Raw genomic sequence first — 13,938 nt, 5'->3', positions numbered from 1 at the left:
CCCAAACGCTACTGCCTGCGGCAGCAGCGTTTGGGTTTTGGTCTCTTTTATTTTATGCGAATGGTAAATAACGAGGTCGGTAAATCACCAGGTGTTAATCCTGATAAATCAATTACAAAGTCCTTCCCTACCTGCTTTCCACTGATCTTCTTTTTACATCCCAGTATACTCACACCCACCTTCTTTGACGGCATATAATCCTTGATCTTCACCTGCGGTACATACCCTGGTACAATTGTATACAATACATTCTCTTTCTGGGTAAAGAATAGCTCTACATGCGCACGATCCTTCGCCGGTTTTATCAGGTTTGAAATACTATAATCCGACATGAAATTTGACTCCTTCAGCTCAGGTACTTTTCCCTCACTCCACTGTCTTGTTTCTTTCCATGTTTTAGTATCAAAAATTGCTTCTCCATTCACATCCAGCCACGCACCAATATCAATCAATCTTTGCTGCATTATCACCGGAATACGGCCATCAGCAGTGGGTCCGATATCCAGCAGCAGGTTACCACCTCTTGATACGATATCTACCAGCATCAGTGTGAGATCTGCACTCTTCTTATAATCATCCACATTCTCCATGCGGTTATAACCATAAGACTGGCCAATGCCCTGATTTTCTTCCCATATCACACCCGGTTGCATACCACTACCATATTCAGATGTAAGGTAAGTAGCACCATTGTGTTTACCACGTGTATTACTGCCCCAGCGATCATCAACCACTACTTCATCTTTCACTGGCGATTCGTTGAACAACCATGCCAGCAATGATGTACTGTGCCAGGCGGTATCAGACAGGTCCCATTCGCCATCAGAGAAGATCACAGAAGGTTTATACTTTGTGACCAGGTCTTTGAACTCGGGAACCATCACCTGATTGATATATTGTTGTTTATCTTTTTTCCAGATTGGATTGAACCATTCGTAAAGGGAATAATAGTACCCCATTTTCAAACCTGCCTTGCGAACCGAATTTGTCAGGTCGCCCAGCAGATCTCTCTTTGGCGTACCATCTTTTGCATTCCAGGTACGGCCGTAGCTTTCACTCGCCTGTTTATTATCCCACATCGCATAACCTTCGTGGTGCTTGGAAGTAAGCACTACATATTTTGCACCTGAGCGACGAATGATATCCGCCCATTGATCAGGATTAAACAATGCAGCAGTAAACTGTTTTTCTAAATCCTGATAAGGTACATCCTTGCCATAGTTCTTATCGTGGAATTCGCGGGTGGCATCGTGCGGACCATCGGTACGGCCATCCAGCTGATACCAGTACCATTCTGAATAACCACCCGGGCCTACTGGTGCATAAGAAGGTACTGCATATACGCCCCAGTGTATGAAGATGCCGAATTTAGACTGATTGAACCAGGCCGGAATACCACGGGTTTCCAGCGAAGCCCAGTCGGCGGTATATTTCTTTTGTCCTATAACGGTGGAAGCGCCGAACAATAACGCAAACAGGTAAATAAGTGATGGTTTCATACTCAACAAAATAAAAAAAGCCGGTCACTTTCTCAACCGGCTTTCTATTTAAAAAAGAGATCATTTTACATTTCCAGCGCACTTGCCGCAGCCTCATCCACAAACCAATGTAACTCACCATCCTGCGGTCTGATTAACTGAGAAGGGAATTTCTCTGCATCAAAAGTACCTTCAATCACATTTTTTAAAGTCAGTGCCTTACCGCCTCCGGTCGCCATAAATACTACGCATGCTGACTGGTTCACCACCGGTGCTGTCAGCGTAATGCGGTACATATCCTGTGCCTGCAACCAGAAAGCGCTTACCCACGCCTTTTTCTCGTTCACGATTGGTAAACCAGGGAAGAGGGACAGGGTATGCCCATCATCCCCCATACCTAACAGTACAAGATCGAAGGTCGTGTCTGAATCCTTGAAATATTCCAGCAGAATTTCTTCATATGCTGCTGCTGATTCTTCCGGCTTGATGTCGGTGCGCATTACATGAATATTTTCCTTAGGCACATTCACTACTTCCAGCAGACTTTCAAATGCCATACGGGCATTGTTACGGTCATCTTCAAACGGCACAGCTCTCTCATCTCCCCAGAAGAAATGAATTCTTTCCCATGGAATCATCTTGCTGTAAGGCTCCTTAGCCAGTAAGTGGTACAGCGACTTAGGTGTACTGCCACCGGATAGTACAAAGGTAAAAATGTCCTGATCCTGTAATACTTCCTGTATATAGTTGCTGATCCATGCAGCCAGGTTCTCGCTTAGTTCCTGGGTATTCTTGGCTATATGTAATTCCATGTCAAATATTATTTAGGCAGATTGATCCACGCATGTCCATCTCTGGCGATCATTGCATCAGCATCTTCCGGCCCCCATGAATCAGGTGCATAGTTAGGGAAGTCTACCGGCGTGCGGGATTCCCATGTTTCCAGTATTGGCATGATCAGTTTCCAGGCAGCTTCTACCTGGTCTGCACGCATGAACAGGGTAGCATCTCCTTCCATTACATCCAGCAGCAGTGTTTCGTATGCTTCCGGTGCATGGTCATCACCATACTGGTGATCGAAGTTGAATACCATGTCTACTGGTTCCAGCGTCATGGCCTGACCCGGGCGTTTAGCCTGGAAGCGGATACGGATATCCATTTCAGGTGTAATACTGATAGTCAGTCGGTTAGGTCTCCAGGTCTCTGCAGATTCTGATGGGAATGCAAAGTGAGGAGCCGGACGGAACTGCAGGGTGATATTTGTTGCTTTCTGATGCAGGTGCTTACCGGTACGTACATAGAAAGGTACGCCCTGCCAGCGCCAGTTATCAATATGGAACTTCACAGCTGCATACGTTTCCGTAGCTGATTCCTTAGCTACACCTTTTTCATCGCGGTAGCCTGGAACTTCTTTCCCCTTGATCCAGCCATTGGAATACTGGCCACGTACTGCATTCTCATGCACCTCACCTTTGGAGAAAGGACGCATTGCATTCAGCACGTCAACCTTTTTATTACGCACCTCATTCGCATCGAATGATACCGGTGCTTCCATAGCTACCATACAGAGTACCTGCAGGATGTGGTTCTGCACCATATCACGCAGGGCGCCTGACTTTTCATAGTATTGTGCACGATCTTCCAGACCTACTGTTTCTGAAGCAGTGATCTGTACGTGATCGATATAGTTACGGTTCCACACCGGTTCGAACAGGGCATTGGCAAAACGCAGTGCCAGGATGTTCTGAACAGTTTCTTTACCCAGGTAGTGGTCTATACGGTAGATCTGCTCTTCAGAGAACAGACGGCCCAGCAGCGCATTCAGGTCATGAGCACTCTGCAGGTCATGGCCAAATGGCTTTTCGATAACGATACGGGTACAGTTTTTATCTGTGCAGAGGTTCAGTGCACCCAGTTTCTGAGCGATTGAAGGCACCAGTTGTGGTGCTACTGCCAGATAGAAGATCACATTTGGATGCTCTCCCCATTCAGTTTCTTTCTCCTTCACATAGTCGGTAATCTTGCTGTAAGCAGCCTGATTGTCCGCATCCATCTGCAGGTAGGTTACATTTTTTGAGAACTCCTCCCAGTGACCATTCTGCTCATCTTTACGACGGGAAAATTTGTTGATCCCGTCCAGGAGGTGGGTACGATAGTCTTCATTAGAATACTGGCTACGTCCGATACCTGCGATGGCGAATTTTTCCGGCATGTAATCGTCCAGAAAAAGGTTATATAAAGCCGGCGAAAGTTTTCTGTAATTCAGATCGCCGCTACCTCCAAAAATAAAGAGTATGGAGGCCGCAGGGCGTTTGTGGTTTTGCATAAAATTATTGTTTTAAGCAGTGCAGCCTGACGCAGTTGTGCGCTATCTCCGTCAGGCCGCATCCATTTATTCTCCCCACACGGTATGGAAAGTACCGGGTTGGTCTATTCGCTGATAGGTATGTGCACCAAAGTAGTCACGCTGTGCCTGTACCAGGTTGGTAGGCATGCGCTCTGTACGATATGCATCGAAGTAAGACAGTGCAGACATAATACCTGCTGCTGCTACTCCCGACTGTGCAGCATTTGCTACTACAGCACGGGTGTTACCAACTACCTGCTTCACGATAGCTGCAATCTCTTCACTCAATAAAATGTTAGGCAACGTTGGGTTAGCCTCATATGCGCGGTTAAATACTTCCAGGAGGGTAGAACGGATAATACAGCCACCTCTCCATACTTTCACTACTTCCGGCAATGGAATTTCCATTTCCAGTTCTTTGGAAGCCTGTGTCAGCATAGCCAGCCCCTGTGCATAGCTCAGGAGAATACCAAAGCTCAGTGCATCGTGGATCTGCTCCACACTCAGCGCAGGTGCTGATTCGGAAGAGCTATAAATTTTAGCAGCTTCTACGCGCTCATCTTTGTAACCAGATACGGTACGCATAGCTACTGCTGTATCAATCACGGGTACGGCTACAGGCAGCTCCATCGCATCCTGTGAAGTCCACTTACCTGTTCCTTTGGAACCGGCTTTGTCAGAGATCACATCTACGAGGTGTGCACTGGTTTTGTCATCCTTTTGCAGGAAGATGTCCGCAGTGATTTCGATAAGGAATGATTGCAGATCACCTTCATTCCATTTCTTGAATGTTTCATGCAGCTGTTCGTTGCTCAGGCCTTCCTTCTTCAGCAAGGCATAAGTTTCGCTGATCAGCTGCATGATGGAATATTCAATACCATTATGTACCATTTTCACATAATGGCCGGCACCTTCCTTACCCAGGTAAGCTACACAAGGGGTACCATTTACCTTGGCAGATACTGCCTCCAGCATAGGTCTTACCTTTTCATAAGCTTCCTTGTCGCCCCCCGGCATGATGCTGGGCCCCGTGCGGGCTCCCTTTTCACCACCGGATACGCCGATGCCCATAAAATGAATACCCTTCTCCCGCAGATATTTCACCCTGCGCAGGGTATCAGTATAATGAGAGTTACCGCCATCGATCACTACATCGCCCTGCTCTAACAGCGGGATCAGTGATTCGATCACATCATCAACCGGTTTCCCAGCGGGAACCAGCATCATCAGTTTGCGCGGACGCTCCAGCAATTGTACCATGGTTGCCAGTTCAGCCACTCCCTTCACGGTAGTGCCAGCTGTAGCAGCCGATTCCAGTGCTCCGGTCTTGGTTGTATCCTTGTCGAAACCAATAACGGAAAAGCCATGATCAGCCATGTTGAGCAACAGGTTTCTTCCCATTACGCCAAGACCAATCATGCCAAAATCGAATACGCTTTGTGCCATAAATTATCGTGTAAAAGCCAAAAGATGAAGTAAAATTACGAATTATCAATTAGGAATCGTACATATTCGATATGCGCATCGGGAAAACATTCAATTACCTCGATGATATGTACCAGTAAATCTTTTCGTTACCAACCCAGCCACACCATACCTAACCCGCAAATAAAAATGGTGAACCCTCCCAATGCATGCACATACCGCTCCAACCGACTGGTTGTCAGTAGCGAAAAGCCATAATAGCCTAACAGCACCATCGCCACCATAGTCAGTAATGTAAAGAGCGTAAATACCACGATGAGCAATACCATAGCGTAAGTAGAATGTTGCGCAGCAGGATATGTCAATAAAGGTATCAGTGGTTCACAGGGACCGAGACCAAATATAATAAGCATAATCCATGGTGTTACCTTTCTCCGCTCCTGCGGATACACGATTTGCTCGTGTTTATGCTCATATACATATATGTCTCCGTTATCGTATACATCAAAATGCTTGTGCACCCTGTTTTGCCAGGCACGTTTCAATCCCCATATTGTGTACAACAATCCAAAGGTGAGCAGCGCCCAACCGGCTATACCTCCCCGCAGATTTTCCAACCCGCTTATCTTTGACAACGACCAGCCCAACGCAATACCCAGCAATCCCAACAACACGGAACTACCCACATGCGCCACGCCGCAAAGCAGTGTCCATACCACCGTTTTGCCTATTGACCAGTTCCTCACCCTGCTTAAAGCTATGAAAGGAATATAATGATCCGGTCCCGTCACCGTGTGCAGGGTACTGATGGTCAACGCCGTGATAATGAGCAACTGTAGCTCCATATTCATACCATGATCATTTTAAAGTCTTCTTTCAGCACCCGCCAGCAATGCTATCTTTTTAAATAGCTGGTAGAGTTGCTCGCCCCCCTGCCCTAAAACCCGTACCAACAATGCGCCTGCAGCTGTTCTGGACACTCCGCCACGAATGCCTGCCTCGGCAGACAAAAGGTCATATACCGCTCCTGCCATTTCCATCATATCGACAGTACTATCCTGCCAATACAAAGATGCCTGGTGTGTATATCCCTCCCACTGCCCCATCTCTCCTGCCGGGATCTGTGCCGGTTCCAGTAAAGTCACATCCTTAAATACAAGCTTTCCTTCGCAATGCACTTCTGTTGTACTCTGAAAATGCCGGCAGCGAAAGATCTCCCCACTCAGCTTACGCCCACATGTGATGATCTCTCCCCACAACAGCCGACTATCCTTCTCCAACCGGATTTTATTTACAGCAGTAAACACCGCATTTTCATGCGGCACACTGGGATGCGGCAGGTAATAAAAACTACTGCCTGCACCTACATGAACAGAAAACACCTGCTTTGCACCTGATTTCATCTGGAATATGCGCTGATAAGATTGGGTGTATAAATGTAAACTGGTACCCGGCGCCACATACACCTTCATATCATATTCATCGCCATCCAATATGCCGGGCGATGCACTCATCAATGTTAAATGCAGATCTGCTGCATGCTGCCCGCTGATATCAGCCACCTTGAACGGGCGGGTGAAATAGCAGTGTTGCAAATAGGTTTTGCTTTCTCTCGCGGCAGTATTTATTTGTAACTCACTATACATTATGCTTCCAGTAGCGCGTATTTCTTAATCCAGTCTATCACCTGATCCAATCCCTGTAGCGACATCAGGTTTGTAAAAATAAATGGCCGCTCATCCCGCATCTTCCGGGCATCTCTTTCCATGACCTCAAGACTTGCATTGACATAAGGTGCCAGATCAATTTTGTTGATAACCAGCAGATCGGAACGCGTGATACCCGGGCCTCCTTTGCGGGGTATTTTATCACCTTCTGCCACATCGATCACAAAAATGGTCACATCTGCCAGGTCAGGACTAAAAGTAGCTGACAGGTTATCTCCACCACTTTCAATGAAGATGATTTCCACATCCGGAATGCGTGTTACCATTTCTTCTACAGCTTCCAGATTCATACTGGCATCCTCACGGATAGCCGTATGTGGACAACCACCTGTCTCCACACCGATAATGCGTTCGGCTGGCAACAGGCTGTTTTTCATGAGGAATTCTGCATCCTCTTTTGTGTAAATATCATTGGTGATCACCGCCAGACTATATGTTTCATGCAGCTGACGGGATAAGCGTTCTATCAAAGCAGTTTTGCCAGCGCCTACCGGGCCGGCCACCCCTATTTTTATATATTTTCTGTTCTCCATTTACGACATGTATAACCTTGAATATAATTTTTCATGCTGCATACAACTGATATCAAATGCAGGACTGCAGCGACCAGCCAGCTCACGGGGAACCATTTGCGTCTTAGCTACCCAATCCGATAATAATGGCAATAAACTATACAGGATCTCCTGCCCCTGTTGTTGCCCCAATGGCACGAGTTTTACACAATTCGTCACCATACCGGTAGCGGCATTGTAATAATACGCCGTCATGGCTTCTTCCAATGGAATGCCCAGCAGGTAAGCATATACCCCAAATACCAAACAGTAATGACCCGTTGTTTTTGACGCATATTCCTTTGCGAATGCATGCTTAGTCAGTGGGGTCATCAACTTCAACAGCCGCAGTCCCAGTTTCTGGCTGGCCTGTCTCATTTCCATAGGAGATTTCAATGCGTTACACTCCTCATCGAGCGATAATAACAATTCTACATCGTCCGCTGCCGCAGCCATATATCCCTGCCATGCAAAGAAGCCATCGTTGTAAATAAAATTATATTCCAGCATATTGCGGATGTAAGTACCCGCGGTCGCAGCATCCTTTACGAGTCCTTGCTGCACATAGGTTTCCAGCCCATTGGAATGGGTGTAAGCTCCTACCGGCAATGCCGGATCGGACAGGTGCAACAGATGTGGCAACCAGTTTTGCATATTTATGATTTAGTGGTCAGCTGCAGGATCTTACTGAATAAAGTAGAACCAGATCCATGCTCATGTGGCTGAACATTACTTCGCAGCATATTTGTCAATACCCGTTGCTCCTGTTTGGGGGCATATCCTTTTGCTTCCAGCCAACGGAACAACGGATCTTCGTAAGGCACCAGTACTTCTTCATTCACGATGAACAAAGGCAGGTGTTTATTACCAATCTCGTAACAGATGGTCGCCATATCCAGCATGGTGACAGGTGTAAGTACAATAGCTGCAGCTGGTAGGATACTCACAGCAATGACTACCTTTTCATCCATCCAGAGAATATCACCATCCTGCAACACAGGTAATCCTTTCACCACTTTCCAACCTATTTCAACCCCGTTGCGGGTATGGCGGCGCATGATCTTTTTGCCTGTCTCAAACCATTCCAGCGGCAACGGATCCACTCCCCTTGCAGCGATATCCACAGTGTTTATGTTTCCCTGTATTGAGTTGATCAGGATCATTTAGAATAGAAAATAACGTTGAGCTAATGGCAGTACGGTAGCAGGTTCACAGGTCACGACCTTGTCATCCACTAATACTTCGTATGTTTCAGGATTCACCTTGATATCAGGCGTACTGTTATTGTGGATCAGGTCTTTTTTGCCAATATTACGGCAGTTCTTCACCGGCAATACGATCTTTTGTAAACCATAAGTAGCCGCAATATTATTATTCACAGCTGCCTGACTTACAAAAGTGACACAGGTATTGTGCAGGGCTTTTGAGAACGCGCCAAACATCTCCCTGTATATCACCGGTTGTGGGGTAGGAATAGACGCATTAGGATCGCCCATTCTGGCACAGATGATCATACCACCTTTAATAATCATTTCCGGCTTAGCGCCGAACAATGCTGGTTTCCACAGCACAATATCCGCCAGTTTGCCGGGTTCCAGTGAGCCTACATGTTCCGAAATACCGTGTGTAATAGCAGGATTGATCGTATATTTTGCGACATACCTTTTTGCCCTGAAGTTGTCGTTCTCTTTATCTTCTGGCAGGTAGCCCCTTTGTTTTTTCATCTTGTCAGCCGTCTGCCACGTACGGATGATCACCTCTCCCACACGGCCCATGGCCTGGGAGTCGGAACTCATCATACTGAATACGCCCATGTCGTGCAGAATGTCTTCTGCCGCAATAGTTTCAGGGCGGATACGACTGTCAGCAAAGGATACATCTTCCGGCACACTCTTATCCAGGTGATGACACACCATAAGCATATCCAGGTGCTCATCAATAGTATTCACCGTATACGGTCTGGTCGGGTTGGTTGAAGAGGGCAGGATGTTCGGGTACATAGCCGCCTTGATAATATCAGGCGCATGTCCACCACCAGCGCCTTCTGTGTGATAGGTATGGATCACACGGCCATTGATGGCCTGAATGGTATCTTCCAGAAAACCGGATTCATTCAGGGTATCGGTATGGATCGCAACCTGCACATCGTACTTATCTGCCACCTTCAGGGAAGCATCTATTACAGCAGGAGTAGCGCCCCAGTCTTCATGTATTTTTAATCCCAGCGCACCGGCTTCTATCTGTTCGTTCAAGGGTTCTACTGTAGCACAGTTACCTTTGCCAAGAAAGCCCAGGTTCATAGGAAAAGCATCTGCTGCTTCCAGCATTTTACGAATGAACCAGGCGCCGGGAGTCACGGTGGTTGCATTTGTCCCATCTGCAGGACCTGTACCACCACCAATCATGGTTGTGATACCGCTATGCAGGGCATGGGTGATCTGCTGAGGGCTAATAAAGTGAATATGTGTATCTATGCCCCCGGCAGTAGCGATCAGTCCTGCACCGCCATGCACTTCTGTGCTGGCGCCGATGATCATGTCAGGGTCTACCCCATCCATTGTATCAGGGTTGCCGGCTTTGCCTATTTTCACAATGCGGCCATCTTTGATGCCGATGTCTGCTTTCACGATGCCCCAATGATCGATGATCATCACACTGGTGATCACCATATCCAGCACACCGTCGTTGCGGGTGGCAGTGGAAGATTGCGCCATACCGTCGCGGATGGTTTTACCCCCGCCGAATTTGGCTTCATCTCCGTATACTGTGTAGTCTTTTTCTATTTCAATAATGATATCGGTATCTCCCAGTCTCACCTGATCGCCGGTGGTAGGGCCATACATGGCAGCGTAGCGCGCCCTGTTGATCTGCAGACTCATGATGGATTGTTTTTAAAGTGACCGTCATTGATCTTTTTCATGGCCTGTGTGGCTGCAAGGGCAGTGGTAGTAGTACCATTCACCAGGTTGTTCATGCCATAGGCATTCCTGGCGCCACCAAGATTCACGAGTTCTACCGTCTTTTCCTCGCCGGGTTCAAAGCGCACAGCGGTGCCTGCCATAATATTCAGGCGCTTGCCAAAAGCAGTTTGGCGGTCAAAGGAAAGCATGCGGTTGACTTCGAAAAAGTGGGTGTGAGATCCGATTTGTACAGGTCTGTCGCCGGTATTCACCACGGTGATGGTAGCAGTATCACGGCCTTCGTTGGCATTGATATGACCAGGCTTTATAAAGTATTCTCCGGGAATCATAACATAGATTTTGGTGTTATCTGATAGGATGATGTACAGTTACCAGCTTTGAGCCATCTGGAAAAGTAGCTTCAATCTGGATTTCGTCTATCATCTCCGGCACTCCTTCCATCACGTCTTCGCGGGTGAGGATGGTCGCACCATATTGCATGAGATATGCCACGGACTGTCCATCCCTGGCGCCCTCCTGCAGGCGGCTGCTGATCAGCGCAATGGCTTCAGGATAGTTTAGTTTTACCCCTCTGGCCTTTCGCTTTTCGGCCAGTTCACCAGCCAAAAAGAGCAATAGTTTCTCCTGTTCCCGGGCTGTTAAATGCATACTTCTTTAGATTTTGGGTTATGGGGTAAATTACAAAAAAAGCCGGATGATCAATCCGGCTTTCTAACTTATTAAAATTAATTCTATGCAGAGTTTCTTCCCGCGTTAATGATCCCAAATGAACATCTTACGACTAATTTCTCGAAGATTTCTTTCAGGCCATCTCCATTTCCAGCCTCATTCATCTCACGGATGCGGCTTAATGCATACTGCTGAATTGTGAGTAGTGGCAGTACGATACGCTCGCGCATCTGGATAGATAACTGGTCGATCGGGTAATGAGACATCAGATCAGAATGTCCTGTCAGTTTCAACAGGTAAGTACGGGTACGCTGGAATTCATCGTAAATCAGTGTCCATACTTCTCCGAACTGCGGGTGATTTCTGTAAGCAGCAGTGAGTGGGAAGTAACACTTCTTCATCGCCATCTCACAGTTGTCCAGCAGGGTACGGAAGAACAGGGAATTTTTATACAGATCCTGCAATTGTTCCCACTTACCGTCTTTCTCCATTTTTTCCATGCTGTAGCCTACACCGTAGAAACCAGGAACGTTCTGTTTGATCTGGCTCCATGCTCCTACATAAGGCACTGCTCTCAGATCATTCAGGTTCAACTTGGCAGAACCATTCCTTTTGGAAGGGCGGCTGCCGATATTGGTTTCGGCATAGTAGCGCAGCGGGCTGGCGTAGTTCAGGTAATCCAGGAAATCAGGATGGTTCTTCAGTTCATTGAAGGACTCAAATCCTGCATCTGCCAGTACCTGCAACGTCTCTTCCTGCTCGGCAGTTAACGTCTTTTCACGGCTGGAGAACAATTCGTTAGCAATACCCGCATGTACGAGTTGTTCAATATTATACTGAGCAGAATCTACCGTACCAAAGTTGGAACTGATGGTCTGCCCCTGTATGGTGAGCTGAATTTCTTTGTTTGCAATATTGCGACCCATAGATGCATAGAACTGATGGGTCTTTCCACCACCTCTTGCAGGAGGACCTCCACGACCGTCGAAGAAGACTACATTGATGCCATATTCTTTAGAGATAGCACTCAGTTCTTCCTTCGCTTTGTAGATGCACCAGTTAGCCATCAGGTAGCCACCATCCTTGGTACCGTCGGAGAAGCCGAGCATAATGGTCTGTTTGTTATAGCGCTGTTGCAGATACTTTCTGTACGCTTCGTTGGAATAGAGAGCGCGCATTACCTCACCGGCATGTCGTAAGTCTTCGATGGTTTCGAACAGTGGTACGATGTCTACGCTCAGGTCATTTTTATCCCAACCGCTCAGCAGGAAAAGACCATATACTTCCATCACATCGAGAGCATTGGTTGTGTGACTGATGATGTAGCGATGACAACCAAACTCGCCGTTTGCGTTCTGGATAGTTTTGATCGCTTTGATGGTAGCCAGGGTATCCTGTTGCAGACCTTCTTTCACGATTGCCGGATCAGCAGCTGATTTTATTTTGAGCAGAGCACTGATCTTTTCTTCGTCGCTTAGATCTGTATAGTTCTTTGGCAGAAGGTCGGAACCTGCTGCGATCCCGGCCAGCAGTGGTCCATGTACGGAGCTGTCCTGCCGGATATCCAGTGTGGCGAAGAACAACCCGAACAGCTCTACCCTGACAATCAGGTCATCGAGCAGGTTCAGGAACAGGGCGTTGTTTTCCTCGATGAGGATAATACGCACCCTGTACAGGGTATCGAGTATATCCTGACGGCACAGGTTTGTCTTGTGGCCAGGAATAAAAAGATTGCTGTATAGCTGTTGTTCCAGTGCGGCCAGCTCATTTTCGATGCCTTTGAAAGTGAGGCGACGTTTGAGGCGGCGTACATCCAGGTAATAACATTTTATAATACCGCTACGCAGCGCATCTGCTACACGCAGCGTGATATCTGCATTTACAAATGGGTTACCGTCGCGGTCACCACCTGGCCAGAATCCCATGCGGATCACCGGATTATTGCCATTGATAGCTGCGGGGAAGTGAGATTTGAGACGGGATACGATCTTACCGGCAGCGGTATAGAACGTATTCTCCAGGAACCAGACCAGGCTGATAGCCTCGTCATAAGGTGTCGGCTTTTCCTTTTTAAAGAAAGGCGTCTTACCCAACTGCTTCAGGTAGGAATCCACCTGAGCAGTATTATCATTGATCAAGGCCCTTGACAGGTCATTGATAATACTTAAAACATTGCCTGGATAGAACTGTGTAGGGTGCGCTGTCAGTACAAGGCGTACTGAGAAATCCTGCAACTTCGCAGCCAGTTCATCCTGCTTTTGTTCAGCCACTACTTCAGATTCCAGGTGACTAAGCGAACCTGTACCGTTCATGTCGTGAATGTGGCGAAATGCAGCATCTTCCAGTGCATCGAACAGTACAACCTGACGTTCTGCGTATTGCACAAAACGGAACAGCATGTCAATCTTCTGCTGTTCATTGGTATTGGTATACTGCTCGAAAAAAGAAGTAAGAATTTCCTGCGGACTTTTTTCCTTTCCGTATCCCTCTTCACAATGGATCAGGAATAACGAGAGAAAGACGCCGGTCTTCTCCACCTTATGAAAAGGTAGAGCAGTAAAAAGGCTGTTGTATAACTGGAATTTGGTGCCGACCAAATTCTTAAACAACTGTAGAGTGTTATTTACCGGTGCTTCCATAACTGATTTTACTAATTTTTAGTGACCCATAGCCAACCGGGAGATAAAAGTAGTACAAAATAGTTACAAAGTTTAATAGAAAAACTGCCTAAAAAATATGCCACGGCATATAGCCGTGGCACGCAAAGGATCCCCCCTCGTTGCAGTTGAGCGCAAACGTTAATTGAACAATAGGTTCGGG

Annotated in this window: 13 protein-coding genes; all 13 read right to left on the bottom strand. The window is 47.1% G+C overall.

Annotated features, from left to right (window positions below; all coding sequences use genetic code 11):
• Positions 1–47: 47 nt before the first annotated feature.
• Positions 48–1,499, bottom strand: a complete 1,452-nt coding sequence (locus tag SIO70_RS08695; RefSeq protein ID WP_320580528.1) for an alpha-L-fucosidase — start codon at positions 1,497–1,499, stop codon at positions 48–50.
• 65 nt (positions 1,500–1,564) lie between these two features.
• Positions 1,565–2,290 carry a 6-phosphogluconolactonase gene (gene pgl / locus SIO70_RS08690; protein WP_083721238.1) on the bottom strand — a complete coding sequence of 242 codons (726 nt, stop codon included), beginning with the start codon at positions 2,288–2,290 and terminating at the stop codon, positions 1,565–1,567.
• A gap of 8 nt (positions 2,291–2,298) precedes the next feature.
• Complete coding sequence (gene zwf, locus SIO70_RS08685) at positions 2,299–3,804, bottom strand: glucose-6-phosphate dehydrogenase (RefSeq protein WP_320580527.1); 1,506 nt, start codon at positions 3,802–3,804, stop codon at positions 2,299–2,301.
• A 66-nt stretch (positions 3,805–3,870) separates the two neighbouring features.
• Positions 3,871–5,271: an NADP-dependent phosphogluconate dehydrogenase gene (gene gndA / locus SIO70_RS08680; protein WP_320580526.1), complete on the bottom strand. Its 1,401-nt coding sequence runs from the start codon at positions 5,269–5,271 to the stop codon at positions 3,871–3,873.
• A 128-nt stretch (positions 5,272–5,399) separates the two neighbouring features.
• A complete protein-coding gene (locus SIO70_RS08675) occupies positions 5,400–6,101 on the bottom strand; it encodes a sulfite exporter TauE/SafE family protein (protein WP_320580525.1) in 702 nt (233 codons plus the stop codon).
• A gap of 12 nt (positions 6,102–6,113) precedes the next feature.
• Positions 6,114–6,845 carry an urease accessory protein UreD gene (locus tag SIO70_RS08670; RefSeq protein ID WP_320580524.1) on the bottom strand — a complete coding sequence of 244 codons (732 nt, stop codon included), beginning with the start codon at positions 6,843–6,845 and terminating at the stop codon, positions 6,114–6,116.
• 50 nt (positions 6,846–6,895) lie between these two features.
• Positions 6,896–7,510: an urease accessory protein UreG gene (gene ureG, locus SIO70_RS08665; RefSeq protein ID WP_083721245.1), complete on the bottom strand. Its 615-nt coding sequence runs from the start codon at positions 7,508–7,510 to the stop codon at positions 6,896–6,898.
• Positions 7,511–8,182, bottom strand: a complete 672-nt coding sequence (locus SIO70_RS08660) for an urease accessory protein UreF (protein ID WP_320580523.1) — start codon at positions 8,180–8,182, stop codon at positions 7,511–7,513.
• Positions 8,183–8,184: 2 nt separating this feature from the next.
• A complete protein-coding gene (gene ureE, locus SIO70_RS08655; protein ID WP_320580522.1) occupies positions 8,185–8,691 on the bottom strand; it encodes an urease accessory protein UreE in 507 nt (168 codons plus the stop codon).
• Positions 8,692–10,407 carry an urease subunit alpha gene (gene ureC, locus SIO70_RS08650; protein WP_320580521.1) on the bottom strand — a complete coding sequence of 572 codons (1,716 nt, stop codon included), beginning with the start codon at positions 10,405–10,407 and terminating at the stop codon, positions 8,692–8,694.
• Positions 10,404–10,778, bottom strand: coding sequence for an urease subunit beta (ureB, locus tag SIO70_RS08645; protein ID WP_320580520.1), 375 nt, complete (start codon positions 10,776–10,778; stop codon positions 10,404–10,406). The genes ureC and ureB overlap by 4 nt, the downstream gene beginning before the upstream one ends.
• 16 nt (positions 10,779–10,794) lie before the next feature.
• The gene (ureA, locus tag SIO70_RS08640) at positions 10,795–11,097 is read right to left on the bottom strand and encodes an urease subunit gamma (protein WP_083721250.1); all 303 of its coding nucleotides are present in this window, start codon (positions 11,095–11,097) and stop codon (positions 10,795–10,797) included.
• Between the two features lie 83 nt (positions 11,098–11,180).
• Positions 11,181–13,757: a phosphoenolpyruvate carboxylase gene (locus tag SIO70_RS08635; protein WP_320580519.1), complete on the bottom strand. Its 2,577-nt coding sequence runs from the start codon at positions 13,755–13,757 to the stop codon at positions 11,181–11,183.
• Positions 13,758–13,938 lie beyond the last annotated feature (181 nt).

Source organism: Chitinophaga sancti (genome assembly GCF_034087045.1).
Taxonomy (GTDB): domain Bacteria; phylum Bacteroidota; class Bacteroidia; order Chitinophagales; family Chitinophagaceae; genus Chitinophaga; species Chitinophaga sancti_B.
Note: the sequence above shows the minus strand (reverse complement) of the source record. Positions and strands in the feature narration are given on the sequence as shown.

Excerpts from the sequence above, each read along its gene's own strand:
- SIO70_RS08635 (WP_320580519.1), bottom strand. The coding sequence starts at position 13,757 with ATGGAAGCACCGGTAAATAACACTCTACAGTTGTTTAAGAATTTGGTC.
- ureB (WP_320580520.1), bottom strand. The coding sequence starts at position 10,778 with ATGATTCCCGGAGAATACTTTATAAAGCCTGGTCATATCAATGCCAAC.
- SIO70_RS08695 (WP_320580528.1), bottom strand. The coding sequence starts at position 1,499 with ATGAAACCATCACTTATTTACCTGTTTGCGTTATTGTTCGGCGCTTCC.
- pgl (WP_083721238.1), bottom strand. The coding sequence starts at position 2,290 with ATGGAATTACATATAGCCAAGAATACCCAGGAACTAAGCGAGAACCTG.
- gndA (WP_320580526.1), bottom strand. The coding sequence starts at position 5,271 with ATGGCACAAAGCGTATTCGATTTTGGCATGATTGGTCTTGGCGTAATG.
- SIO70_RS08675 (WP_320580525.1), bottom strand. The coding sequence starts at position 6,101 with ATGAATATGGAGCTACAGTTGCTCATTATCACGGCGTTGACCATCAGT.
- ureC (WP_320580521.1), bottom strand. The coding sequence starts at position 10,407 with ATGAGTCTGCAGATCAACAGGGCGCGCTACGCTGCCATGTATGGCCCT.
- ureG (WP_083721245.1), bottom strand. The coding sequence starts at position 7,510 with ATGGAGAACAGAAAATATATAAAAATAGGGGTGGCCGGCCCGGTAGGC.
- ureE (WP_320580522.1), bottom strand. The coding sequence starts at position 8,691 with ATGATCCTGATCAACTCAATACAGGGAAACATAAACACTGTGGATATC.
- SIO70_RS08660 (WP_320580523.1), bottom strand. The coding sequence starts at position 8,182 with ATGCAAAACTGGTTGCCACATCTGTTGCACCTGTCCGATCCGGCATTG.
- ureA (WP_083721250.1), bottom strand. The coding sequence starts at position 11,097 with ATGCATTTAACAGCCCGGGAACAGGAGAAACTATTGCTCTTTTTGGCT.
- zwf (WP_320580527.1), bottom strand. The coding sequence starts at position 3,804 with ATGCAAAACCACAAACGCCCTGCGGCCTCCATACTCTTTATTTTTGGA.